The following is a 24,608-nucleotide window of genomic DNA, read 5'->3' on the forward strand; positions in this document are numbered from 1 at the left end:
CCGACCCCGCTCCGCGCGCACGCGCGTCAGCGGCGAGACCCCGGTGTTCCCGGAGGCCCCCGCCGTCCCGCGCACGACGGCGAATCACACGCGCGCATGTTGGGGCGCCCGCCCGATTCGGCTCGCCCCCTCCGCGCGCGTGCGCGGGAGCCCACCGGCCGCCTCGCCCCCCTCCCCGGCGCCGACGAACCCCGTGCGTGCGATGTCCCCCTACGCGCTCCCCAACGGCGGAGCCGCCTTGCCCCCCGCGTCGAGGTAGGACTGGGGTGGGTTGAGGCGCTGGCCCGGGAAGCCGCCCTTCTCGTACTTGAGGAGTTTGCGGGCCTTCTCGGGGTCGGTCTCGCCCTCGCCGTAGGCGGGGCAGAGGGGGGCGATGGGGCAGGCGCCGCACGCGGGCTTGCGGGCGTGGCAGATGCGGCGGCCGTGCCAGATGACGTGGTGGGAGAGGTCGGTCCAGGCGGACTTGGGGAAGAGGTCGGAGATCGCGGCCTCGATCTTGCCGGGGTCGGTTTCGGCCGTCCAGCGGAAGCGGTGGACCAGGCGCTGGAAGTGCGTGTCGACGGTGATGCCGGGACGGCCGAACGCGTTGCCCAGCACCACGAACGCCGTCTTGCGGCCGACCCCGGGCAGCTTGACCAAGTCCTCCAGCCTGCCGGGGACTTCACCGCCGAAGTCCTCGACGAGCGCCTTGGAGAGGCCGATCACGGACTTCGTCTTGGCCCGGAAGAAGCCGGTGGGCCGGAGGATCTCCTCGACCTCCTCGGGGTTCGCGGCGGCGAGGTCCTCGGGGGTCGGGTACTTGGCGAAGAGTGTGGGCGTCGTCTGATTGACCCGCAGGTCGGTGGTCTGCGCCGACAGGACCGTCGCCACGATCAGCTGGAAGGGGTTGTCGAAATCCAGCTCGGGGTGGGCGTACGGATAGACCTCGGCCAGTTCCCGGTCGATCCGGCGAGCCCGGCGGACCAGCGCCGTACGGGACTCGGTTTTCCCGCCTCCGGACGTTTTCTTCACAGATGCCTTGTCCGCCATGTCCGCCCTTTTCGTCCCGCCATCGGAGATCCCCCACCGTCCTGTTCGCCGACGGCGGAATCCCGCCGCACGCCCGCCACGCGGCCACCCCAGGCCCGCGCTCCCACTGGCGATTTGGACACTCGACCAGCCTAGAGCCCGGCACCGACATCCGCCCCGGCCCCCGGGAACCGCCCCCGATTGGACCCCTGCCGCTTACCTCAGGACAGGTGTGCGGCATCCTTGTGACAGATCACACTGTTTGGACCGTCCGGCAAAATGGGCAACAGGGTCCCCTGGTACGTGGGGGCGCAAGATCCCCTGAGCAGGTCGACAAGGAGAGAACTCGTGGACGACGTTCTGCGGCGCAACCCGCTGTTCGCTGCTCTCGACGACGAGCAGGCGGCGGAGCTGCGCGCCTCCATGAGTGAGGTGACCCTCGCGCGTGGCGACTCACTGTTCCACGAGGGCGACCCGGGCGACCGGCTCTACGTCGTCACCGAGGGCAAGGTGAAGCTTCACCGCACCTCCCCCGACGGCCGCGAGAACATGCTCGCCGTGGTCGGCCCCGGCGAGCTGATCGGCGAACTGTCGCTGTTCGACCCGGGCCCGCGCACGGCGACGGCGACGGCGCTGACGGAGGTCAAGCTGCTCGGCCTCGGCCACGGCGACCTCCAGCCCTGGCTGAACGCGCGTCCCGAGGTCGCCGGCGCGCTCCTGCGCGCGGTGGCGCGGCGCCTGCGCAAGACCAACGACCAGATGTCCGACCTGGTCTTCTCCGACGTTCCCGGCCGGGTGGCGCGCGCGCTGCTCGACCTCTCGCGCCGGTTCGGCGTGCAGTCGGAGGAGGGCATCCACGTCGTCCACGACCTCACGCAGGAGGAGCTGGCGCAGCTCGTCGGCGCGTCCCGGGAGACCGTCAACAAGGCGCTGGCTGACTTCGCGCAGCGCGGCTGGCTGCGCCTTGAGGCCCGCGCGGTGATCCTGCTGGACGTCGAGCGGCTGGCCAAGCGGTCCCGCTGAGCGTCCTCCCGGGGGCTGATTCCGTCGGGCCGCGTCGAAAATGAGCTGCCCGACGGCTTTCTCCGGCGCCACAGTGGGCGCATGGCAGAACCGGTTCCCCACGGACGTCTCGAACACCGGGGGCTCGACCCCCAGGGCCGTATCGCCCGCGAGGGCTCCCTCGCGCGCGTGCGGCCCGTTTTCCGTCCGGTCGTGGCGGCGGCCCGGGACCGGGTCCTGGACGTCTTCGGGGCCCGGCTGCACAGCGTGTACCTGTACGGCTCGATCCCGCGCGGCACCGCGCGCGTGGGGCACAGCGACCTCGACCTCCTGATCGCCACCCGCGCGGAGCCCTCCGAGGCCGACAGGGACGCCGCCTCGGCCCTCGGGGACCAGCTCGACAAGGAGTTCCCCGAGATCGACGGCGTCGGGGCCCTCCTGTACGGCCGTGAGCGCCTCCTGAGCGACGCCGAGACGTACGACATGGGTTTCTTCGTCGCCTGCCTGTGCACGCCCCTCCTGGGCGACGACCTCGCCGAGTACCTCCCCCGCTACCGCCCGGACTCCCGCCTCGCCCGCGACACGAACGGCGACCTGGCGGCGCTGCTCCCCGTCTGGCGCTCACGCGTGGCCGCCGCGCCCGATTCCCCTTCCCGCGCGCGCCTCGTCCGCTTCCAGTCCCGCCACCTCGTCCGCACCGCCTTCACCCTCGTCATGCCCCGCTGGCACGGCTGGACGAGCGACCTCCACGAGATGGCCGCCGCGTTCGCCGAGTACTACCCCGCGCGCGGGGCCCAGCTCCGCGCGGCGGCGCGGCGAGGTCACGAGCCGACGGACTCCCCGGAGGTGCTGGCGGAGTACACGGAGGATCTGGGGCCGTGGCTGGCGGAGGAGTACGCGCGCGTGCACGGCGTGAAGGGCGGACGGCCGCCTCTCAGATGAGCCCGTGGTCCCGCAGGTACTCCAGCTGTGCCCGGACCGAGAGTTCGGCGGCCGGCCACAGGGACGGGTCCACGTCGGCGTAGACGTGGGCGACGATGTCGGGGGCCGTGTGGTGGCCGTTCTCGACGGCTGTCTCGACCTGGGCGAGGCGGTGGGCGCGGTGGGCGAGGTAGAACTCGACGGCGCCCTGGGCGTCGTCGAGGACGGGGCCGTGGCCGGGGAGGACGGTGTGGACGCCGTCGTCGACGGTGAGGGAGCGCAGGCGGCGGAGGGTGTCGAGGTAGTCGCCGAGGCGGCCGTCGGGGTGGGCGACGACGGTGGTGCCTCGGCCGAGGACGGTGTCGCCCGTGAGGATCGCCCGGTCGGCCGGGAGGTGGAAGCTCAGGGAGTCGGCGGTGTGGCCGGGAGCGGGGACGACGCGCAGTTCCAGGCCGCCGGTGGTGATGACGTCACCTGCGGCGAGGCCCTCGTCGCCGAGGCGCAGCGCGGGGTCCAGCGCGCGTACGTGCGTACGCGTGAGGTCGGCGAACCGGGCGGCGCCCTCCGCGTGGTCGGGGTGGCCGTGCGTGAGGAGGGTGAGGGCGATGCGGCGGCCGGCCCGCTCGGCGGTGTCGATCACCGCGCGGAGGTGGCCTTCGTCCAGGGGGCCGGGGTCGACGACCACCGCGAGGTCGGAGTCCGGTTCGGCGACGATCCAGGTGTTCGTGCCGTCCAGGGTCATCGCGGAGGCGTTCGGCGCGAGGACGTTGACCGCGCGCGGGGTGGCGGGCCCGGAGAGGACCCCTCCGCGCGGACGGCCGGGCAGGGCGCCTGCGTGCGTCATGCGGGGGCTCCGGGGATCGGGATGTGTTTGGTGAACTCGTCGTGTCCCGGCCAGGACAGCACGATCTCGTCGTCCGTCAGCCGGGCGGTCGCGAGGACCGGCGTGAGATCGCGCTCCCGCGCGTGTGCGAGCGCCTCGGACGCGCTGCCGCAGAGCGCGAGCTGACGCAGGGTGGCGACGGTCGGCGGCATCATCGTCAACTCGCCCCGGTCGTACGCCTGCGCGGCGGCGGCCGGCCGGAGCCAGGCCGTGCGGTCGGCCTCCGTGGAGACGTCCCGGGTGCGCTGTCCTGCGGGGAGCGCGGCGGCGAAGAACCACGTGTCGTATCGCCGGGGTTCGAACTCGGGGGTGATCCAGCGCGTCCAGGCCCCCAGGAGGTCCGAACGCAGCACCAACCCCCGCCGGTCCAGGAACTCCGCGAACGACAGCTCACGGGCCACCAGAGCGGCTCTGTCGGCCTCCCAGTCGTCGCCGGTGGTGTCCTCGATCACCGTGTCGGCGGTCGGCCCCGCGAGCAGGACGCCGGCCTCCTCGTACGTCTCGCGGACGGCGGCGCAGACGATCGCCTGGGCCGACGCGTCGTCCGCGCCGAGCCGGTCGGCCCACCACGCGCGCGTGGGGCCCGCCCAGCGGACCGTCCGGTCGTCGTCCCGGGGGTCGACGCCGCCGCCGGGGTACGCGTACGCGCCCGCGGCGAACGCCATCGTCGTCCGTCTGCGCAGCAGGTGGACGACGGGGCCCGCGCCGGTGTCCTTGAGGAGCATGACGGTGGCCGCGCGCCGGGGTTCGACGGGTGTCAGCGTGCCGTCCGCCAGCGCGCGGATGAGGTCCGGCCAGTCCGGTGGGAACCACTGCCCATTCGCCATGGGCGGAGGCTATCCGCTGGGGAGCGAATGTTCGAGAGGCACCTGTGGCTCCCGGGACGGGTACGTCAGTCGGAGACCTCGACGAGGAACTCGACCTCGACCGGCGCGTCCAGCGGCAGCACCGCGACGCCGACCGCACTGCGCGCGTGCACGCCCTTCTCGCCGAGGATCTCGCCGAGCAGCTCGCTGGCGCCGTTGATCACCCCGGGCTGGCCGGTGAAGTCCGGCGCGGAGGCGACGAAGCCGACGACCTTGACGACGCGGACGACCCGGTCCAGGTCGCCGATCACGGACTTGACGGCGGCCAGGCCGTTCAGGGCGCACCGCGCGGCGAGCTCCTTGGCCTGTTCGGCGGTGACTTCGGCGCCGACCTTGCCGGTCACGGGAAGCGTGCCGTCGACCATGGGCAGCTGGCCCGAGGTGTAGACGTACGCGCCCGAGCGGACGGCGGGCTGGTAGGCGGCCAGCGGCGGGACGACGTCCGGGAGGGTCAGGCCGAGTTCGGCGATCCTGGCCTCGACCGCGCTCATGCCTTGGCCCGCTTCAGGTAGGCCACCAGCTGCTCGGGGTTGGGTCCGGGCACGACCTGGACCAGCTCCCAGCCGTCCTCGCCCCAGGTGTCCAGGATCTGCTTGGTCGCGTGCACGAGAAGAGGCACCGTCGCGTATTCCCACTTGGTCATGGGGCGACTGTATCCGCATGTGGGGAGGGGGTTTGTCCACAGGCCGGGGCGCGATGCCCGTGGGACTGTCGTACTGGTTTATCCACAGGCTGCTGATTGGTCCGGGCGTCGAATGGTTACGCTCGAAGACGTGAGCAGGTTCCAGGTCGTCAGCGGTAAGGGCGGGACCGGAAAGACGACGGTCGCCGCGGCCCTCGCGCTGGCCCTCGCGACGGAGGGGAAGCGGACGCTTCTCGTCGAGGTCGAGGGCCGGCAGGGCATCGCGCAGCTCTTCGAGACGGAGGCCCTTCCGTACGAGGAGCGGAAGATCGCCGTCGCGCCCGGGGGCGGGGAGGTGTACGCGCTGGCCATCGACCCCGAACTGGCCCTTCTGGACTACCTCCAGATGTTCTACAAGCTCGGCAGTGCGGGGCGCGCGCTGAAGAAGCTGGGCGCGATCGACTTCGCGACGACGGTCGCGCCGGGTCTGCGGGACGTCCTGCTGACCGGCAAGGCGTGCGAGGCGGTGCGGCGCAAGGACAAGTCCGGGCGGTTCGCCTACGACTACGTCGTGATGGACGCGCCGCCGACGGGCCGGGTGACGCGCTTCCTGAACGTGAACGACGAGGTGGCCGGGCTCGCCCGGATCGGGCCGATACACAATCAGGCGCAGGCGGTGATGCGGGTGCTGAAGTCCCCGGAGACCGCCGTCCATCTGGTGACGCTGCTGGAGGAGATGCCCGTCCAGGAGACCGCCGACGGCATCGCCGAGCTGCGCGCGGCGCGGCTGCCGGTGGGGCGGGTCGTCGTCAACATGGTGCGGCCCGAGGTGCTGGACGGCGCCTCGCTGGAACTCGTGGACGGCGTCGCGCGTTCTTCTGTCGCACGGGCGCTGTCGGCGGCGGGGCTGGGCGCGGCGCGGCGCGGGGGGCACGCGGAGAAACTCGTCGGCCCCCTCCTCACCGAGGCCGCGGAGTACGCCGAGCGCCACCGTCTGGAGCAGGAGCAGCGCACCGTCCTCACCGACCTCGGCCTCCCCACCCACGAACTCCCCCTCCTCTCCGAGGGCATGGACCTCGCGGGCCTCTACCAACTCGCCACCGAGCTGCGGAACCAGGGAATCGCATGACCACGCACCCGACCCCTCTCGGGGGGACCGCGACGAAGGGCTCCGCCCGGAAGAGCGGACCGGCAACAGGGCCCGCTTCCGAAGCCCGCCCCGCCGGGAACGCGACCGCGTCCCAGGGCAAGCCCGCCTCCTCCCCGCAGAGCCACGACGGCTCCCGTCGTCTCTCCCCCGCGCGCGTGCTCGACGTCGACCCGGTGCTCGATGACCCCAAGACCCGGATCGTGGTGTGCTGTGGGTCCGGTGGGGTGGGGAAGACGACGACTGCGGCGGCGCTGGGGCTGCGGGCGGCGGAGCGGGGGCGGAAGGTCGTCGTGCTGACGATCGATCCGGCGCGGAGGCTGGCGCAGTCGATGGGGATCGACTCGTTGGACAACACTCCGCGGCGGGTGAAGGGGGTCGAGGGGGGTGGGGAACTGCACGCGATGATGCTGGACATGAAGCGCACGTTCGACGAGATCGTCGAGGCGCACGCGGACCCGGAGAGGGCCGCCGCGATTCTGGGGAACCCGTTCTACCAGTCGCTGTCCGCGGGGTTCGCCGGTACGCAGGAGTACATGGCGATGGAGAAGCTCGGCCAGCTGCGGTCGCGGGACGAGTGGGACCTGATCGTCGTCGACACGCCCCCGTCGCGCTCCGCGCTGGACTTCCTGGACGCCCCCAAGCGGCTCGGCTCGTTCCTCGACGGCAAGCTGATCCGCGTCCTGCTGGCCCCCGCGAAGGTCGGCGGGCGCGCGGGGATGAAGTTCCTGAACGTCGGGATGTCGATGATGACCGGCGCGCTGGGCAAGCTGCTCGGCGGCCAGCTCCTCAAGGACGTCCAGACGTTCGTCGCGGCCATGGACTCGATGTTCGGCGGTTTCCGCACCCGCGCGGACGCCACGTACAAGCTCCTCCAGGCCCCCGGCACGGCGTTCCTCGTGGTCGCCGCCCCCGAGCGGGACGCCCTGCGGGAGGCCGCGTACTTCGTGGAGCGCCTTGCCGCCGAGGACATGCCGCTGGCCGGCCTGGTCCTCAACCGGGTGCACGGCAGCGACGCCGCCCACCTGTCCGCGGAGCGGGCGCTGAGCGCGGCGGAGACGCTGACGGCGGGGCTCACCCGAGGTGGCGACGCGGACGCCACCGAGGACACCGGCCAAGGCACCGCCCAGGACCTCGGTCCCGGCGCGGAAAATCTTGATCTCTCCGGCATTGTGGATCAGGACCCAGGGAAGGCTGACCTACGTAACTCTCCCGACCCACGCGGAAGTTCGGATTCCCCCGGCACCGACTCCCCTCCCCCCGACGGCGGTTCCCCCACCGGCGCCGACGCGGAGCGGTCCGTCGACCGGCTCACCGCCGGCCTCCTGAGGCTGCACGCCGACCGTATGCACCTGCTCTCCCGCGAGCAGCGCACACGTGACCGCTTCACCGCCCGCCACCCCGAGGTCGCGGTCGCCGAAGTCGCCGCGCTCCCCGGTGACGTACACGACCTGGCCGGCCTGCGGGACATCGGCGCACGCCTCGCCGCGAACCGTCCACAGCTCCCGGAGGAGAACGCCGCCCGCTGACGCCGCCCACCGGAGAGAACGCCGCCGGCCGAAGCACGCGGTGCCGACAGCGTCGTCCACGCAACCGGCGTCGTCCGGAGCCGGCGTCGTCCGCGCGCAGGCGGGATCCGTCGCCCGGTCCACCACCCGTCGGCCGAAAACCCCGAGCCGAGATGCGAGCCCCCGCCCTCGGCCCGGCCCGGAAGGAATTCAGCGCGCGGCACATCAAGCATCAAGCACAGAGCACGACGGCTCTCGAAAGCCCACGGACCCGACGCCCGCCGAAGGCTCACGGGAGCCCTCGGGCGCGTGGCCCGCGACCGCTATCCGACCGCCGCGTAGCTCTCGTACACCCGCTCGTCGTCGAGCGAGACGACACCGGCGACGCCCGTGTCCTGCTCGTACTCCGAGCGTGCGGTCTCCAGGAGCCTGCGCCAGGAGGTGACGGTCGGCCGGCGGCGCAGCAGGGCCCGCCGTTCGCGCTCCGTCATCCCTCCCCACACGCCGAACTCGACGCGGTTGTCGAGCGCGTCCGCCAGGCACTCGGTGCGTACCGGGCAACCGGTGCACACCGCCTTGGCCCTGTTCTGCGCTGCTCCCTGAACGAACAGTTCATCCGGATCAGTAGTGCGGCAGGCAGCCTGCGCACTCCAGTCGGTTACCCAGCCCATACCGGCGCCGTCCTCTCCCGAATCGAGGCTCCCCCACGGCGGCAGCGGCATATTCACCGCCGCCAGTTGAGGACGTTACGGAAGGTGGGCACAGCGCAACACCCCCTTCAGGCCCAATCTTGAATGGCCCGAACGGACTATGCGCATCCGGCAGATCACCCGAGCGAGTGAGCCTGCGACAAACATGACTTACCCGGCGAAATCAGGGCAGTTCACTGGTGCCACAACGGGCGCCGCGTGACACACGAGGCGAATTCGGGCACGCCCCCGACAAAAAAGTCGGGCATCTCCAGAACGATTCGGGGTCGTCGGACGTATTGATACGTGGCCCTGCTGCTGTGACTCTTGAGAGCAGCTTAGGCCAAGGCATATACGCGTGTCCGGAGAATGAGAAGGTACGCGCGCGCGGCTCGCCACCGCGCTCCCTTTTCACCTCCCGCGCGCCCCCACGTCACAATCCTGTCCCCGAACAGCCCCACAGGCGCCCGGGCCACGGGAACGCGCAGAGCGACGGATTAGGCTGGCCCGCATGCCAAAGAAGCGCTCGGGCGGTGGTCTGTCCACGACGCAGCAGGCCGCCAAGTTCCTCGGTGTCAGCGTGCTCTCCGGAGCGGTCCTGGCAGGGATCGCACTGCCCGCCGTCGGCGCGCTGGGCCTTGCCGCGAAGGGGTCGGTGGAGTCGTTCGACGAACTCCCGGCCAACCTGAAGACGCCTCCGCTCAGCCAGCGCACGTCGATCCTGGACGCCAAGGGCGACCAGATCGCGTCCGTGTACTCGCGCGACCGCACGGTGGTCGACCTCAAGAACATCTCGCCGTACATGCAGAAGGCGATCGTCGCGATCGAGGACTCGCGCTTCTACCAGCACGGCGCGGTGGACCTGAAGGGCATCCTGCGCGCGGTGAACAAGAACGCGCAGAGCGGCGGCGTCTCCGAGGGCGCCTCGACGCTGACGCAGCAGTACGTGAAGAACGTCTTCGTCGAGGAGGCGGGCGACGACCCGACGAAGGTCGCCGAGGCCACTCAGCAGACGATCGGCCGCAAGATCCGTGAGCTGAAGTACGCGATCCAGGTCGAGGAGGAACTCGGCAAGAAGAAGATCCTGGAGAACTACCTCAACATCACGTTCTTCGGGCAGCAGGCGTACGGCGTCGAGGCCGCCTCGCAGCGCTACTTCTCCAAGCACGCGAAGGATCTGAACGTCCAGGAGGCGGCGCTGCTCGCGGGGATCGTCCAGTCGCCGAGCCTGTACGACCCGATCAACGACGAGAAGCAGGCGACCCTGCGCCGCAACATCGTCCTCCAGCGGATGGCCGAGCTCGGCGACATCTCGCAGGCCGACGCGGACAAGGCGAAGGCGACGCCGCTCGGGCTGAAGGTCACCCAGCCGAAGAACGGCTGCATCACGGCCGTCAAGGGCGCCGGGTTCTTCTGCAAGTACGTCGAGAAGGTCTTCCTCAACGACCCGGTCTTCGGCCGGACCAAGGAGGACCGGGCCAAGATCTGGAACCAGGGCGGGCTGACGATCCGCACGACCCTGGACCCGCAGGCCCAGGACTCCGTCCAGGAGTCGATCAAGGACAACGTCTACCAGTCCGACAAGGTCGCGACCGCCGTCACCCTCGTCGAGCCCGGCACCGGCAAGATCCTCGGCATGGGTCAGTCGAAGCCGTATGGCTACGGCAAAAATGAGACCGAGTACAACTATTCCGTCGACAAGGCGTACGGGGGGTCCAACTTCGGCTGGCCCACCGGGTCGACGTTCAAGCCGTTCCTGGCCGCCGCCGCGCTGGAGGACGGCCGTCCGGCGAACCAGGTGTACCCGGCGCCGTACCAGATGCCGTACCCGGACCGGGTCTCCACGTGCAGCGGCAAGGACTGGCGCAACGACAGCGGCTACACCGTGGAGAACGAGAGCGAGTCCGAGGTCGGACCGTACGACCTGCGCAAGGCGATGGAGCTGTCGGTCAACACGTACTTCGTGCAGATGCTGGAGGACGTCGGGATGTGCCCGGTGTCCAAGATGATCGACGGGCTCCACGTGGTCCAGGGCAACGGGACGAAGGTCCCCGAGGTGCCGTCGTCGATGACCCTCGGTTCCACGGGTCTCTCCCCGCTCACCATGGCCAGCGCGTACGCCGCGTTCGCCTCTCGCGGTATGTACTGCACGCCGGTCGCCATCGAGTCGATCACGCAGACCGTCGGGAACACGAAGAAGTCCCTCGAAGTGCCGAAGTCGACGTGCTCGCGGGCGATGAGCGCGAAGACCGCCGACACCGTCAACACCCTGCTCAGCGGGGTGGTGGACTCCGGTACCGGTAAGACCGCCGGCCTCAAGGACCGCGACAACGCGGGCAAGACCGGTACGACCGACTCCCGCAAGAACGCCTGGTTCGTCGGCTACACGCCGAACCTCTCCGGCGCGGTCTGGGTCGGCAGCGCCACCCAGAAGGTCGAGATGGAGAACATCACCATCGGCGGCCAGTACCACGGCCTCGTCTACGGCGGTGACACCCCCGGTCCGATCTGGAAGCAGGCCATGACCGGCGCCCTCGACGGCAAAGACTCCCCCCAGTTCCGCACCGTCACCATCCCCGGCAGCAAGGCCGACCGCGACAACAGCGGCAACAACGGCGGGCGCGGGCGCGGCGGCCGGGGCAACGACAACAGCAACGGCGACAAGAACGACGGGTTCATCGGGGGGCTGCTCGGCGGGGGTGGCGGCGGCAGCAGCTCCAACGGCGGTTCGTCCAACGGTGGTTCCAACGGCGGGGGCTTCCCGAACCCCACGATCACCGGGTTGCCTGAGGGGTTGTTCCGGGGGAACAACGGGAACGGGGGCGGGGGCGGGGGCCGGCACTAGGGCCGCCGGATCCAGGGCGGTTCGAAGGGCCCCTTCAGCGTCGTGTGCGGCACTTGTTTGGTGTGGCGGACGGTGGTGGAGGGGTCCTTTGTTGTGTGGGGGCGCCTGGTCCGGGGTTGCCGGGGTGGGGGTGCGCGGACCTGGCGCTGACGGGGTTGCTCGACCCCGGGTTGGCGGGGGCCCAGGTGTCCGGCACTGGACCGACGGGGTGGGGTTGTGTGGCCCGGGGTTGTCAGGGTGGGTTGCCCGGATCTGGCACTGGCGTGGCGGGGTTGCCCGGACCATCTGGATCAGCGGGGCGGGGATGTGTGGCCCCGGGTGGGCGAGGGATCCGGGTTGCCCGGCACTGGAGCAGCGGGGCAGGGTGCCCGGCACTGGCGCTGGGTGGGGTTGTGTGGCCCGGGGTTGCCGGGGTGGGTTGCCCGGACCTGGCGCTGGCCGGGTTACGCGGCCCCGGGTTGGCGGGGGCCGCGTTGCCCGGGCCTCTGGATCAGCGGGGCGGGGATGTCCAGCCCCAGGTAGGCGAAGGCCCCGGGTTGCCCGGCCCGGATCAGCGGGGCCGGGGTGCCGGGGCGGGTGTTGGGGTGTGCGGGGTCAGCCGGCGAGGAGTTTCTTCACCGTGGCGGCGACTCGGCCGCCCTCCGCGAGGCCCGCGACCTTGGGGCCGACCAGCTTCATGACGGCGCCCATGGCCCGGGGGCCCTCCGCACCGGCGGACTTCGCCTCGGCGACGGCGGCGGCGACGATCTCCGTCAGCTCGTCGTCGGTGAGCTGCTTGGGGAGGTACTCGGCGAGGAACGCGCCCTCCGCCGTCTCCCGCTCCGCCTGCTCGGTCCGGCCGCCCTGCGTGAACGCCTCCGCGGCTTCGCGGCGCTTCTTCTCCTCGCGGGCGAGCACCTTCAGGACCTCGTCGTCGGAGAGCTCGCGCTTCTCCTTGCCCGAGACCTCCTCCTTGGTGATCGCGGTGAGCGTGAGCCGCAGCGTCGAGGAGCGGAGTTCGTCGCGGGCCTTGATCGCGGTGTTGAGGTCTTCCTGAAGCTTGGACTTGAGCGTGGTCATGGGGTCGATTGTGGCAGGTGCGGGAGGGAGGAGGTTTTTTTATTACGGGGGACGGGGCCGGCGGGGTGAACTCGGCCGGGATCTCGGGGTTTTGGCCCGAGGTGCACCTAGGGGGCGAATGGGGGTCGGGTCAGGGGGCGGGCGGTGATGGGGAGGGGGTGGGTCTGACACGATGGCGGTATGCACGCGCGATACGGAGTTCCCCTGGGAATCGCGGCGGTCGGCGCCGCCGGACTGATCTACTCGGCCGGGTTCGAGGCCCGTTCGTTCCGGCTGCGGCGGGTGACCGTGCCGGTCCTGCCCGCGGGGATGCGTCCGCTGCGTGTGCTCCAGGTCTCCGACATCCACATGGTCGGCGGGCAGCGCAAGAAGCAGCGCTGGCTGCGCTCCCTCGCGGGCCTGCGCCCCGACTTCGTGATCAACACGGGCGACAACCTCTCCGACCCGGACGGCATCCCGGAGACCCTGGACGCGCTGGGTCCGTTGATGGAGTTCCCCGGCGCGTACGTCTTCGGCTCCAACGACTACTACGGGCCGAGGCTGCGCAACCCCGCGAAGTACCTGCTGGAGAAGGTCAGCGGCAAACACGGCCTGAACGGCAACGCGCCCGCCGTCGACGTCGAACACATCGACTGGGAGCAGCTGCGGGACGGCTTCGACGGCGCCGGGTGGCTCGACCTCACCAACACGCGGGGCGTCCTGAAGGTCGAGGGGGTCTCCATCGAGCTGACGGGGCTCGACGATCCGCACATCCGCCGGGACCGGTACGAGCAGGTCTCCGGGGGGCCGTCCGGCTCCGCCGACTTCTCCATGGGCATCGTCCACGCGCCGTATCTCCGTGTCCTCGACGCGTTCACCGCGGACGGGTATCCGTTGATCCTGGCCGGGCACACGCACGGGGGGCAGTTGTGCGTGCCGTTCTACGGGGCGTTGGTGACCAACTGCGATCTTGATGCGGGGCGGGTGAAGGGGTTGTCGACGCATACGGTCGGGGAGCGGACGTCGTACATGCATGTGTCGGCGGGGTGTGGGACGAACCGGTATACGCCGGTGAGGTTCGCTTGTCCGCCGGAGGTGACGTTGTTGACGCTGGTGGGGCGGGAGTAGGGGGTCGTGAGGGGGTGGGGTGTGCCGTCGGCGTCGTCCGGATCCTCGGGCGGCGTTCCGCGTCCCCCACTCGGCCCACCCGGATCGCCCGGTATGCCCGGTTTCCCTAGCTTGGGGGTATGACCGCTCCGATACCCCGGGACATCCCGGACCTGCCAGCGATCCCCCGTACGCACGCGCTCTTCCCCCGATACGTCTCGCAGGTCCCGGCGGCGGCCGTGGTCGCGCCGGTGCGGCGACCGCTCGCGGCGGTGCTGCGGCTGATGCTGGCGGGGGCGGCGGCGGGGAGTGCGGGGCTGGCGGTGATGCTGGGCGACCCGTCGGTCGTGCTGAGCCATTTCTCCGTACAGAGCACGCTGGTGCTGGCGCTGGTGACGGCGCTGTCGGCGCGGCGGGCGTGGGCGGCGCGGCGTCCGCTGCCCGGTGCGGTGACGGGCGCGGCCCTCCTCTACACGGTGACCGGCGCCCTGACGTACCACCTCCTGCTGGCGCACCACGCGAACGCGGCGCCGCTGACCGGCGGGACGACCGGCTGGCACGTGATCGCGGGTCACCTCCTGCACACGGCGATCCCCGCGGCGGCCGTCCTCGACTGGCTCCTGCTGACGCCGGCGGCGCGGATGCGATTGCGACAGACCGCGTCGTGGCTGCTCTACCCCCTGGTGTACCTGGGCTTCACCCTCGCCCGAGGCCACCTCCTCGCGGCCGGTTCCCCCTCCCGCTACCTCTACCCCTTCCTCGACGTCGCCACCGACGGCTACCGCCACACCCTCGCCAACGCCCTCCTCCTCGGCCTCGCCGTCTACGCCCTCTCCCTCCTCCTCACCGCCCTCGACCACACCCGCCCCAACCTCGTCCACCCCCACCCCAAAACCGGATTTCGTCTCCAGCCGCCTGTGGGCTAAAGTTAACGACGTCGCCGCGACAAGCAACATCAGCAGCGACATCGGGGTGTAGCGCAGCTTGGCAGCGCGCTTCGTTCGGGACGAAGAGGTCGTGGGTTCAAATCCCGCCACCCCGACAGTGAAGTACCAGGTCAGGGGCCTGATCCGCTTAGCGGGTCGGGCCCCTGGCGGTTTTTCAGGTGCTCCTGGGTGTCAGCTGGGTGTGATGATGGATATCCCCCACATCTCGTCCGTGACGTGGGTGTACTGGGCGCCGACCGACGAATCCGTGTGTCCCATGACGTAGTCCATCAAGACCTTCGGAAGCCCGTGCTGCTCCATCACGGTGCGCAGCAGATGTCGAAGGCTGTGTCGACCCCGGTCAGGGTTCCGCAGTCACCGGCACGGGATGGGCTTCCTGCGGAGCTTCTTCGGGTACCAGCCCGAGGCCGCCGGGGTGAAGATCCACTGTGCGTGTCCGGAGCGACGCCAGTGTTCAGCCTGCCTGGTGGAACCGTGGCGGGGAACGAAGCCGAGTTCCGCGATCGCCTTTTCGACTCGCACCCGAGTCGGCGCCGCCACCCTCTCGGGCCCGTCGAAACGCCGGCGAGCGTGGCAACCCCTCGAAGGGCCGGGCCTCACCGGCACATCGCCACAACGGCACCTCATCGGACCCTTCGGTCACGGTCGGGTGAACTTTCCTTTACACCGCAACCACACAGGTCTCACACGAGTCGTACATCGCACGCCGCTATCCAGAGCCTTGGGGGGAACCATGACTCACCCGCAATACCCGCAACAGCCTTACGGCCAGCCGCCGTTCCAGCCCCAGCCGCCGAAGAAGTCCCCGCTTGGGAAGATCCTCGGATTCGGCTGCCTCGGTGTCATCGGGCTGTTCGTCCTCATCGGAATCGCCGTCGCCGCGTTCGGCGGCGCTGCCAGCTCCGACAACTCCGGTACCTCCGACGTCTCTGAGTCGAAGCCCTCCGCGACCACCGGCGGCGCCGGCAAGCCCGCCGCCCAGGACGCCAAGGAGGACACCGGGAAGGACGACGACAAGAAGGCCGACACGGTCACCTTCAAGGTCTGGGGTGACGCACCCGCAGGGTCCCTCGGCAGCCTCGACATCACCTATGGCTCCGACTCCGACACCCGCAAGGGCACCTTCAAGAACGGCGCCTTCGAGGCCACCCTTCCGATCTCCAAGGACGCCTTGTATTTCCACGTCATGGCCCAGTTGCAGGGTTCCGGCGACATCAACTGCTCGGTGACCGTCAACGGCAAGACCAAGAAGGCCCACGCTGCCGGCGGCTACAACATCTGCAACGCCCAGGCCAGTTCGAACTTCACCGGCGGCTGGGAGTAGCTCACACCTCACCGGAGGCTGTCCAGCGAACGCATACGGGCAGCCTCCGCCGCTCGCCTCGCACGCAGTCGGCCGACCACACCCGTTTAGGGGGACCGTGAGAACCCGCACCACCCTGACCGCCACCGCACTGGCCGCCGCAGCACTCCTGCTGACCGCCTGCCAGAACGGCGCTCCGAGCAGCGGCAGCAAGCCGTCCGCCTCCAGCACGTCCTCGCCGGCCAGCACCACGCCGTCCTCGGCTCCCAGCGGAGATCAAACCACCCGGACAATCGGCGACACGTTCTCCAACTCCTCCGACGCTGACGGCATGCATGCCGAGACCAGCGTCACCGTCATCGGCTACGAACACGGCTTCAACGCCCAGGCATCCGCAGCCACCGAGACCGGGGAGCGCGGATACGTGTGGTCGGCCTTGCACATCAAGCTGTGCGCACTGAGCGGCAGCGACACCGTCGTCGTCTCCCGCACCCCGTGGGTCCTCGCCTACTCCGACGGCGCCCGCATCGAGGCCTCCGGCACCACCTACGGCGATTTCCCCAAGCCCGAGTATCCGATCGAGGGCAAGGTGAAAGGCGGTGACTGCGTCAGAGGCAAGATCGCCTACGCCGTCCCTGGAAAGGAACGTCCCACCAAAGTCATCTACGCGCCCGGGAGCCTTGACGAACCCGTCGAGTGGACCTTTCCCACCGGATGACCGAACGGGACGTCCTGCACCATGGACCCCATGCGCTACGCCTCGGCCCCGCCCGGCGGTGTGAGACCCGCGACGATCCGGCACCGGGTCCGCCTCGCGTACTCCACCGCTCCGCCGGCAGCCCCCGCCACCCCCTCTACACGGTCGCCGACGTCACCGCCGCCCGCAACGCTCCCGAGGCCCGCGCCCGCCGTGAGGTCAGCAGCGCTTGACGTGCGGCGATTCATGGGCCGCGATCTTTCCGCACACCCATGTCCGAAAACGGACACACGTACTGGCATTGATCAAGGCCCCGAGAGCCCAAGCCCCGCTCCCGGGGCCTTCGTCGCGGGACGCCGGTGAGCGGGGCGGGGGCGTCCTGGGGAGGGCGGCGGGCCGAGGGGGAGACGGTGCGGCTGCTGCGGCCGGGGGACCCGGGGCGACGTGATCGCCTCGGAGCCGGCCGCGACGGGTGGCAGGGCGTCAGGTGCCAGGGTGCCTGGCGTCAGGCATCAGGGCATCAGGGCATCAAGCGTTCAACCGTCAAAGCAGTCAGGCGTTCAGCCGTCGAGCCGTCCGGCGGCTCCACAGGAGGCTCGCGGCGCCGGTCATGAGTAGCCACGCAGTGCCCTGTGGCCCGCAGGTTCCCGTTGAGGCCGCGGTGACCGCCACGGGGGCGGTGAGTGCCAGCAGCGCCAGCAGCCCGCGCAAGTACCAGACGGCCGTCTGGATCGGTGCGGTGCTGCCCATCGCCGTCTCGGTGCCCACCAGGAGGTGGAAGGGGACGGGGCCGCGGTAGGCGCCGACGAGTGCCGCGCCCACGCTCGCCGGTACCGCCGTCGGCAGCGTCGTCAGGGCGGGTGTCCACCGGCCGACGGCGGCGCACGCCGCGAGGCCGAGGGCTGTGGTGGTGGCCAGCAGCAGTCCGGGGACGACCGCGTGCCACAGTGCGAGGGTGCCCGCGCGGTAGGGCAGCAGGGTGCTGCGGCGCATGTCGTCGCTCTCCAGCCGGGCCGGCTCGACGAACTGGGCGGCGGCCAGGTAGAGGAACCACACGGCGGCGCAGGACGACAGCGTGGCGGTCGTCCCGGTCCGGGCGGACGCGAAGGCGAGGGCGGCGACGGACAGCGCGGACCATGCACAGCCCCAGCCGATCCGGCCGGGTTCTCGTACGAGGCAGAGCACGTCACGCCAGGGAAGCACCAGCCACGGCAGGCGCGGCGGCCGGAGCCACGGCGTGGGGCGTGCCCCTCGCCGTTGCCGCACGCGCATCGCGGAGCGGGCCCGGCGCAGGTCCAGGGAGTACAGCGAGGTACCCATCCGGTCGGCGACCGTGGCGCGCAGCCGGAGGGCTTCCGCGGGGATGTCCCGTACGGCCCGCACGGCCGGCACAGCCGTCGCGACGACGACGCACGCCCACATCAGCGTGGCCGGCGGCCAGCCCGGCGCTGTGCCCAGCGCCGCCGCCGTGAAGGGCTGGGCCGCCCAGCCCCAGGGCAGCAGCCACAGGGCGGTGGTGCCGGTCCAGGTGGGCAGCCCGTGGGTCAGGGCGATGACGGACAGCAGGCCGAGCAGGGCGATCCCGCACCAGCCGGCCTGGAAGATCCGGCGCTGGCGCCGTTCCCAGCGCGCTTCGTGACGCACGATCAGGACGCCGAGCCCGGTGCCGACGAGCGCGGTGCCGAGCCCGGCCCAGACGCCCGCGGCTGTGACCGCGAGCCAGGCGGCCCCCGACAGGTTGCCGACGAGGAAGCCGAGCACGCCGCCGCTCACCATGCCCAGCAGCGCGCTGACGGCGGCCGTCGACGCCAGCCTCGGCAGCAGGAGTGGTCCGCGGGCGACGGGCTGCGGCAGCAGCCAGGACACCGTCGCGCTGTCCGCGACGACAGGACCGCGCCACACCGCGCTGCGCACGACGAGCAGTGTCGCCAGGGCGAGGACGGCGGGCAGCCACAGGGGCAGGGCCTGGAGGAGCGGTTCCGTGCGGTCGAGCCGGTGCGACCGTCCCAGCTTCGCCACGGCCAGCAGAGCGGGTACGCCCCACACCCCGCCGAACAGCACCAGCAGGTAGGCCGCGAAGGCCGCGCTCCTGCGGCGCTCCGACCGGTACTCGCTGCGGGCCGCCCGCAGGAACCGCAGGACCTCGGCGGTGTGGTCGGGCGGTGTTTGCGTGCTCACGCCTGTCCCGCCGGTTCGCTGTGCCGCCCGGTCGCCGGGTTGATCACGCGGTCCGCGACCGCCTCGACGAGGTGGTCGTTGTGGGTGGCCATGAGGATGGCCACCCCCTGTGCCTTGTGCCGGGCCAGCCGGTCCGCGAGTTCCCGCCGCGCGGCGGCGTCGAGCCGTTGTTCGGGTTCGTCGACGATGAGCAGGTCGTGCGGGCGGACGAAGGCCGCGGCCAGCAGCATCTGCTGCCTCAACCCCGAGGACAGCGCGGACGGCACCAGGTCCGCGTGGTCCGCCAGGTGGTGAGCGGTCAGGACCTCGGCCACGGCGTCGCGCGCCGTCGTACCCAGACCGTGCGCGAGCGCCACGAGCATGAGGTGTTCACGGACCGTCAGATCGGGATAGAAGGCGTCGACGTCCATCACGGTGGCGACCGCCGCCCGCACACCCGGATCGTCGCCGTCCATCGGGGCTCCGTCGAAGAGGACGGTGCCGGAGGTGGGCCGTTCGCGTCCCGCCGCCAGCCGGAGCAGGGTGGACTTGCCCGATCCGTTGCTCCCGGTGAGAGCGACGCACTGTCCCGGTGCCACGGTCAGATTCACCCCGTCCAGCACCGGGGATCCGCCGTAGGAATGCGCAACCTCCCGTAATTCCAGCAGGGTTCTCAGTTCCGCGTGCTCAACTGCCGTTTGTTTCCTGGTCCTTGACATCTTCGACAGCATAGGCAGAGCTGTGCCGGTCGATCTCGGAGGGCCGGGATCTCCGGGAAGGTGTGGAGGGCCCGGGTCCCGTCCCCACACGGTGTTCGGGCCCTCCACGGTCAGGGGTTGTCCTGGGCGGGCGGCGCATTCCGCCAGCACCGCCCGACGCAATTCGATCACCTGACGTCGGCGGAAAACAGTGAGATCTTCACTGATTCAGCGCCGATCGGCCGCCCGGCCGATAACCTCCTCGACCGCCGCGATTCGCTCGGCGAGCGCTTCCAGTGCGACGACGGCTCGTCCCAGCGGATCGCTTTCGCTCGCCGGGACATAGGACGCTTTCACCGCCTGCCAGCGCTCGGAGAGTTCGGCGGAAAGCGTTCCGCGCAGTTCGCCGAGTTTCAGCAGATTCGCCTCGGCCCCGCCGGTCAACGTCTGCGCCTCGGCGAGGAAATGGTCCTCGATGACGGCGTCGAGTTCGCGTTCGTTCATGGCGGGCCGGATTCGCTGGGCGATTCGGTTCATCGTGCGGTACGAGCCTTGCAGGCGGAACGGCGGCTCGGTCCGTGTCCTCTCGGACCGGGCGGCGGATTCGATGTACGCGGCGTTCACGGCGAGCACTGTCTCCCGGGCCCGCAGCAGGTGGCGGACGACGGAGACGATCTCCTCGATCTCGGCGGGGGCGTAGGGGTGGCGCAGCCGGTTCGGCCCTGCGGAGGGGCCGCTCTGCGCGTCGCCCTGTGCATCGCCCTGTGCGAGGCGGACGAAGCCGTCCAGGTCGGACCGGTCGCGTCCGGCGAGCGGGGCGAGGACGGGGTTCGAGGTGAGCACGTTCTCCAGGAAGCTCTCGGCGAAAACGGATTCCCTGCCGGCGAGGACGTCTCCGAGATTCCACACGTCTGCCCGATTCGCGAGCATGTCCGGGACCTGGAATCGCGCACCGGATTCGGTGAAGGGGTTTCCGGCCATGCAGACGGCGAACCGCTTTCCCCGGAGGTCGAAAGTCCGGGGTTCGCCGTCCCACACTCCGTCGATACGCCGGGTCGCGTCGCACAGCGGAATGAATTTCTGGAGGAATTCGGCGGAGACGTGCTGGATGTCGTCGAGATGGAGAAGTGTGTTGTTTCCGGCCGCCAAGGCGAAATTGGCCTTCTCGATCTCCTGGCGTGCGGTGGCGTTCGGTGCCTCGGCCGGATCGAGTGAGGTGACGTCGTGCCCGAGAGCCGGGCCGCTGATCTTCACCAGCATCAGGCCGAGCCGGTCGGCGACGTATTCCAGCAAGGTCGTCTTCCCGTATCCCGGTGGGGATATCAGGAGCAGCAGACCGCCGGTGTCGGTGCGCTTCGACTCCCCCGCCGTTCCGATCTGCCGTGCGAGGTTGTCGCCGATCAGCGGCAGATACACCTCGTCGATCAGCCGGCTGCGCACGAAGGCCGTCAGGGGACGCGCCCGGTGCTCCGCCAGCCGCAGCCTCGTCCGCTCCGCCGCCACCAGCTCGGCACGCCGTCGCTGGTACGCACGGAAGGCGGGAACGTCGTGTGTCTCGAACTCGTCGGTCCTGGCCAGGAATTCATCGAGGCGGAGGTTCAACTTGCCGTCCACGACGCGTGGATGGGATGCCAGCAGCCCCTCGACCGTGACGGCGGGCGAGACTTCCAGCGTGTACCGCGTCAACTTCGGGCAGAGTTCCGCCGCGACGGCCTCGGCCAGCTCGCCTTCCGTCACGTCCAGCCCGCTCGACGACGCGTACGCCGACAGCCACGCGTGGACGAGCAGCCGCCGGTCCGCCGGTCCTTCCAGGGCGGCGAGGTCGTCGTCGTACGCGGAACTGCCCACTGTGGAGCGGAACTTGTCGATCAGGGTGCGGGCGGGTTCGCTCAGTACGAACCCTTCGGGGCCGCTGGTCAGTTCCTCGAAGAGGTATTCGGCGGCTGCGTGTGAGACACCTCGTGTGTCCAGAGCGGCCGCCAACTCCCCTATCAGGTCCGGGATTCCGGGAGCCGTGCCGAACAGTTCGCTGACGCGGGCCAGTGACACCGCGCGCCGGGTCCAGGTCTCCCGTACGCCGGCTCCGAGGCCGTGCGTCCAGCCCAGTTGGGCGGCGGCGCGGACGGCGGGCTCATGGCGGAGGGTGCCGACGCGGTCGTACAGGGGGAGGAGGGCGTGGAGGATCGCGGTCGCGTCGTGGTCGTGGACGCCGCGTTCGTACCCCTCGTCGTACGACTTCTGAGCTACCTCGCGTACCAGGGCGGGGAGGTCGTCGGTCGCGGTGAGGGCGGTGGGGCCGGGGGTGCGCAGGAGCCGGGCGGCGAGGTGTTCGGCGCGGCTGACCTGCGGGGATTCGGAGGGGAGGGTGCGGTCCCAGTAGGGGCGGACGGCGGTGAGGGCGGGGTCGGTGACGGGGGCGCGGTAGTCGGTGCCGGTGAGCGCGAAGGCGAGGCCGTCACCCTGGGGTATCAGGGTGAGGTCGAGGGGCTGGGTGGTGACGGCGAAGCGGTGGGCGCCCAGGCGCAGGGTGCGGCCGTCGTCGGCGTAGAGGTCGGTGCGGTCGCGCAGGGCGCGGGTCGCCTCCTGACGGGCGGCGCGCAGTCGGCCGTCCAGTTCCTCCGCCCGTACGGAGTCGCCGAGCCCGCGGAGTTCTTCTGCGGTGCGGCGGATCTTCGCGACCATCGGGTCGGAGGCGAAGTGGGTGCTGACGGCGTCGGCGTCGGGCAGGGTCGCCGCGCGGCGGGCGATGGTCTCCAGGACGCGGGCGGCGGAGGTGGCGAGGTGTTCGGCGCGGCGGGCGCGCGTGTCCAGGAGGCTCTGTTTGCGGGCGGCGAAGGCGTCGGCCAACTCGGTGCGGCGGTCGTCGAGTTGGGCGAGGAAGTCGTCGAACTCGGCGAACCTCGACTCCAGGTTCTCCAGCCGGACCAGGACGCCGGCGAGTTGGGTGTCGCAGGCGTCGGGGGTGTCCGCCGCCGCGAGGGCGCCGGTGACGGTCTGTCCCAACAGGGCGAATTCGGCGGCGAATTCGGCGCGTCCTTCGCTGTCGCGCAGGGTGCGGCGGCGGGCGTCGAGGAGGGCGCGGGCGCGGTTGACGCCGCCGAGCAGGCCGGCGATCCGTTCCAGCACGGCCGTCCGTACGGTCGCGTCCCCGATGTCGAGGCCGGCCACCACCTCGGTGAGGGTCCGCAGCCCCTCGCCCAGTGCCTCGATCCGGTCGGCGACGGCCCCGGCATCCGCGACGGTCGTGACGGTGTCCGCGTCGGCCGACAGCCTTTCCACGTCTGCCTGTTGGCCGTCGAAGGCGTCCGACCTGGCCAGGAACTCGACGGCACGCCGCCCGAACCGGCCGAGGTCGGCCCCGGCCTCTTCGGTGAGCGCGTCGATGCGGGCCAGGTCCGCGTACCGCATCTCCTTCAGCGTGAGCAAGTGGCCTTGTGCGTACCGGAGTTCGGTGAGGCCGGTGACCCAGGCGGTGGCCGTGCGCGGGGCCTCGCCGCGCAGTCGGCGGACGACGGAGGCGAGCCGTTCCCCGGCCTCGTCGAGGGCGTCGGCGGCCTGCCGGGTGAGGGTGCGGACGGTGCGGAACTCGGCGAGGACCTGTTCGGCGGTGGTCCGGACGTCCGTCAACAGGGCGCCCAGGCCGCCGAGTTCGCCGTCGTTGAGCCAGTGGTGGGTGTCGGCTGCTCGGGCGCAGGCTGCGACCAGTGCCTGGTGGCCTTCGACTGTCGGGGTGGGGGCCGTGGTTGCGGCGGTCGTGATGGTCTCGGTGGTCTCGGTGGTCTCCCCCGCCGACCGCGCCAGCGACGCCGCCGACCGCGCGATCGAGAGGCAGTCGGCGATCCCCCGCACCAGGTCGGCGTTCCCGACCCGGTCCAGCGCCCCGCCGGCTCCCCCGGCCGGCACGTGCAGGTCGGAGACGTACGGCGACGCCCAGCGCTGCACGGCGTGCACGCGCCCCGGCTCCTCGCCCGCCCGCAGCACCACCAGTTCGCCGTCGTCCCAGCGGGCCCAGCCCTGTCCGGTCAGCGGCGCCGCGAACTCCTTACGGATGGTGTGGTAGGACAGCAGCAGCGCCCGCCCCTCGGCGCGGAAAGCGTAGAGGACGTCCTCCCCGTACGGCGAGACCACCTCCTGCTCGAACTCCAGCCCCTGCGCGTCGAGTTCGAAGGTCTTGTGCGCCCCGGACGCCAGGTGGTACCCGCCGGGGAAGACGATGCCCTGGTCGTCGGGGAGGCGCCGGCACGCCTGTCCGATGCCGTCGAGCCGGACGACGGTCCGGGTCAGGGTGTCGACGACGAGGTACCGGTGGCCGGGTTCCCGGTAGGGGCGGACCCTGACGAGGATCAGGGTGCCGGCGCGGGCGTGGGCGATGTCGGCGTCGGCCAGGGCCTGGAGGGTCTCGGTGACGGGTTCGGTGTGGAGGGTGTCACCGGTGTCCGTCGTGAGGGTGAGGGTGCCGTCGGAGGTGGAGATCCGCAGGCCCTCCGGGAGGCGGGCGTAGCGGCCCTGGACATGGTCGTCCCGTACTACTTCGGTCCAGGGGACGTCGTGGCTCTCAGGTCGTACGTGGTCGCGGTCGCCTCGGGCGTCGAGGAAGACCGGCTCCCCCGCCGGGGTGAGGGACCAGCGCAGGACGCGGATGTCGTCGGACTTCTCGCCAGTGCGGAAGACGGCCAGCAGGCGGTCTTCGGTGCGGTGGAGCCTGAGGAGGCGGGCCTGGCGGTAGTAGCGGTGGAGGGCGGTGAACTCCCGTACGAAGTCCGGGGAGTCGAGGAGTCCGGGCAGGGCGCTGTCCGGGGCGGGGTTCAACTCGCGGTCGTACAGGGCCAGTACGTCGGAGACCTGGCGTTCGGGGCGGCCCTGGGGCTCCTGGCCGGCGCCGTGGCCTGCGCTGTGGCCGGTGTCGAGGCCGAGGAGGAGGAAGTCGCCGATCCCTACGACGTCCCTCGGGTGGGCGGGGTGTTCGGTGCGCAGCGTGGCCGTGCCGGTGAGGGCGAGGCCGGTGGCGCCGAACTCCTCGACCCGGCGGGCGTTCAACTGCTCGGTGTGCCGGGCGAGTTCGGCGGCCTGGGCGGCGAGGCGGTCGCGGAGGAGTTCGTAGGTACCGGGGTCGACACCGTCGTACGCCTGTGAACTCAACGTCTCCCCCAGGGGTGTTGGTGGGTGGTGT

The 24,608-nt window shown here is 71.0% G+C and carries 20 protein-coding genes, 1 tRNA gene and 1 pseudogene; 11 read left to right on the forward strand and 11 right to left on the reverse strand.

Annotated elements, in window-relative coordinates; genetic code table 11:
* Positions 1 to 210 precede the first annotated feature (210 nt).
* Positions 211 to 1,029, reverse strand: coding sequence for an endonuclease III (gene nth / locus ACVNF4_RS06435; RefSeq protein ID WP_461801695.1), 819 nt, complete (start codon positions 1,027 to 1,029; stop codon positions 211 to 213).
* Positions 1,030 to 1,356: 327 nt separating this feature from the next.
* Between nth and ACVNF4_RS06440 the strand changes: the two genes are divergently transcribed.
* Positions 1,357 to 2,031 (forward strand): Crp/Fnr family transcriptional regulator, encoded by a 675-nt coding sequence (locus ACVNF4_RS06440; protein ID WP_010350941.1) that lies wholly within the window; start codon positions 1,357 to 1,359, stop codon positions 2,029 to 2,031.
* An 81-nt stretch (positions 2,032 to 2,112) separates the two neighbouring features.
* A complete protein-coding gene (locus tag ACVNF4_RS06445; protein ID WP_461801696.1) occupies positions 2,113 to 2,952 on the forward strand; it encodes a nucleotidyltransferase domain-containing protein in 840 nt (279 codons plus the stop codon).
* Here the strand turns inward: ACVNF4_RS06445 and ACVNF4_RS06450 are convergent.
* The 4 genes from ACVNF4_RS06450 to ACVNF4_RS06465 form a co-directional block, all read right to left on the reverse strand.
* Positions 2,945 to 3,775: an MBL fold metallo-hydrolase gene (locus ACVNF4_RS06450; RefSeq protein ID WP_461801697.1), complete on the reverse strand. Its 831-nt coding sequence runs from the start codon at positions 3,773 to 3,775 to the stop codon at positions 2,945 to 2,947. The genes ACVNF4_RS06445 and ACVNF4_RS06450 overlap by 8 nt on opposite strands.
* Complete coding sequence (locus tag ACVNF4_RS06455; protein ID WP_461801698.1) at positions 3,772 to 4,641, reverse strand: NUDIX hydrolase; 870 nt, start codon at positions 4,639 to 4,641, stop codon at positions 3,772 to 3,774. Before ACVNF4_RS06455 ends, ACVNF4_RS06450 begins: the two co-directional genes overlap by 4 nt.
* Positions 4,642 to 4,706: 65 nt before the next feature.
* The gene (locus ACVNF4_RS06460) at positions 4,707 to 5,171 is read right to left on the reverse strand and encodes a RidA family protein (protein WP_461801699.1); all 465 of its coding nucleotides are present in this window, start codon (positions 5,169 to 5,171) and stop codon (positions 4,707 to 4,709) included.
* A complete protein-coding gene (locus ACVNF4_RS06465) occupies positions 5,168 to 5,323 on the reverse strand; it encodes a DUF4177 domain-containing protein (protein ID WP_010350935.1) in 156 nt (51 codons plus the stop codon). Before ACVNF4_RS06465 ends, ACVNF4_RS06460 begins: the two co-directional genes overlap by 4 nt.
* A 130-nt stretch (positions 5,324 to 5,453) precedes the next feature.
* On the opposite strand from ACVNF4_RS06465, the gene ACVNF4_RS06470 reads away from it, so the two are divergent.
* On the forward strand, positions 5,454 to 6,431 hold the full coding sequence (locus tag ACVNF4_RS06470; RefSeq protein WP_461801700.1) for an ArsA family ATPase: 978 nt from the start codon (positions 5,454 to 5,456) through the stop codon (positions 6,429 to 6,431).
* Entirely contained in the window at positions 6,428 to 7,978 is a 1,551-nt protein-coding gene (locus tag ACVNF4_RS06475) for an ArsA family ATPase (RefSeq protein ID WP_461801701.1), read from the forward strand. Before ACVNF4_RS06470 ends, ACVNF4_RS06475 begins: the two co-directional genes overlap by 4 nt.
* 302 nt (positions 7,979 to 8,280) lie before the next feature.
* Here ACVNF4_RS06475 and ACVNF4_RS06480 read toward each other — a convergent pair whose 3' ends face one another.
* The gene (locus ACVNF4_RS06480) at positions 8,281 to 8,628 is read right to left on the reverse strand and encodes a WhiB family transcriptional regulator (RefSeq protein WP_461801702.1); all 348 of its coding nucleotides are present in this window, start codon (positions 8,626 to 8,628) and stop codon (positions 8,281 to 8,283) included.
* 529 nt (positions 8,629 to 9,157) lie between these two features.
* Here ACVNF4_RS06480 and ACVNF4_RS06485 point away from each other — a divergent pair.
* The gene (locus tag ACVNF4_RS06485) at positions 9,158 to 11,491 is read left to right on the forward strand and encodes a transglycosylase domain-containing protein (RefSeq protein ID WP_461801703.1); all 2,334 of its coding nucleotides are present in this window, start codon (positions 9,158 to 9,160) and stop codon (positions 11,489 to 11,491) included.
* A 594-nt stretch (positions 11,492 to 12,085) separates the two neighbouring features.
* On the opposite strand, the gene ACVNF4_RS06490 is transcribed toward ACVNF4_RS06485, so the two are convergent.
* Entirely contained in the window at positions 12,086 to 12,550 is a 465-nt protein-coding gene (locus ACVNF4_RS06490) for a GatB/YqeY domain-containing protein (RefSeq protein ID WP_461801704.1), read from the reverse strand.
* Positions 12,551 to 12,730: 180 nt separating this feature from the next.
* Here ACVNF4_RS06490 and ACVNF4_RS06495 point away from each other — a divergent pair, with 180 nt between their 5' ends.
* The 3 genes from ACVNF4_RS06495 (at position 12,731) to ACVNF4_RS06505 (ending at position 14,678) form a co-directional block, all read left to right on the forward strand.
* Positions 12,731 to 13,657 (forward strand): metallophosphoesterase, encoded by a 927-nt coding sequence (locus ACVNF4_RS06495; RefSeq protein WP_461801705.1) that lies wholly within the window; start codon positions 12,731 to 12,733, stop codon positions 13,655 to 13,657.
* Positions 13,658 to 13,776: 119 nt separating this feature from the next.
* Positions 13,777 to 14,562 (forward strand): Pr6Pr family membrane protein, encoded by a 786-nt coding sequence (locus ACVNF4_RS06500; RefSeq protein WP_461801706.1) that lies wholly within the window; start codon positions 13,777 to 13,779, stop codon positions 14,560 to 14,562.
* A gap of 42 nt (positions 14,563 to 14,604) precedes the next feature.
* A tRNA-Pro gene (locus tag ACVNF4_RS06505) sits at positions 14,605 to 14,678 on the forward strand.
* A gap of 106 nt (positions 14,679 to 14,784) precedes the next feature.
* On the opposite strand, the pseudogene ACVNF4_RS06510 reads toward ACVNF4_RS06505, so the two are convergent.
* A pseudogene (locus ACVNF4_RS06510) lies at positions 14,785 to 15,132 on the reverse strand (LacI family transcriptional regulator); the annotation flags it as partial.
* A gap of 184 nt (positions 15,133 to 15,316) precedes the next feature.
* On the opposite strand from ACVNF4_RS06510, the gene ACVNF4_RS06515 reads away from it, so the two are divergent.
* The 3 genes from ACVNF4_RS06515 (at position 15,317) to ACVNF4_RS06525 (ending at position 16,816) form a co-directional block, all read left to right on the forward strand.
* Positions 15,317 to 15,907, forward strand: coding sequence for a hypothetical protein (locus ACVNF4_RS06515; RefSeq protein WP_461801707.1), 591 nt, complete (start codon positions 15,317 to 15,319; stop codon positions 15,905 to 15,907).
* A gap of 97 nt (positions 15,908 to 16,004) precedes the next feature.
* Complete coding sequence (locus ACVNF4_RS06520; RefSeq protein WP_461801708.1) at positions 16,005 to 16,604, forward strand: hypothetical protein; 600 nt, start codon at positions 16,005 to 16,007, stop codon at positions 16,602 to 16,604.
* A complete protein-coding gene (locus tag ACVNF4_RS06525; protein WP_461801709.1) occupies positions 16,601 to 16,816 on the forward strand; it encodes a hypothetical protein in 216 nt (71 codons plus the stop codon). Before ACVNF4_RS06520 ends, ACVNF4_RS06525 begins: the two co-directional genes overlap by 4 nt.
* A gap of 319 nt (positions 16,817 to 17,135) precedes the next feature.
* Here the strand turns inward: ACVNF4_RS06525 and ACVNF4_RS06530 are convergent, their stop codons facing one another.
* The 3 genes from ACVNF4_RS06530 to ACVNF4_RS06540 all read right to left on the reverse strand — a co-directional run bounded on the left by ACVNF4_RS06530 (position 17,136) and on the right by ACVNF4_RS06540 (position 24,577).
* A complete protein-coding gene (locus ACVNF4_RS06530) occupies positions 17,136 to 18,761 on the reverse strand; it encodes a DUF6297 family protein (RefSeq protein ID WP_461801710.1) in 1,626 nt (541 codons plus the stop codon).
* Positions 18,758 to 19,471, reverse strand: coding sequence for an ABC transporter ATP-binding protein (locus tag ACVNF4_RS06535; protein ID WP_461801711.1), 714 nt, complete (start codon positions 19,469 to 19,471; stop codon positions 18,758 to 18,760). The genes ACVNF4_RS06530 and ACVNF4_RS06535 overlap by 4 nt, the downstream gene beginning before the upstream one ends.
* Positions 19,472 to 19,666: 195 nt before the next feature.
* Entirely contained in the window at positions 19,667 to 24,577 is a 4,911-nt protein-coding gene (locus tag ACVNF4_RS06540) for a DNA repair ATPase (protein WP_461801712.1), read from the reverse strand.
* Positions 24,578 to 24,608 lie beyond the last annotated feature (31 nt).

The sequence above is a fragment of the Streptomyces sp. S6 genome, assembly GCF_054880855.1.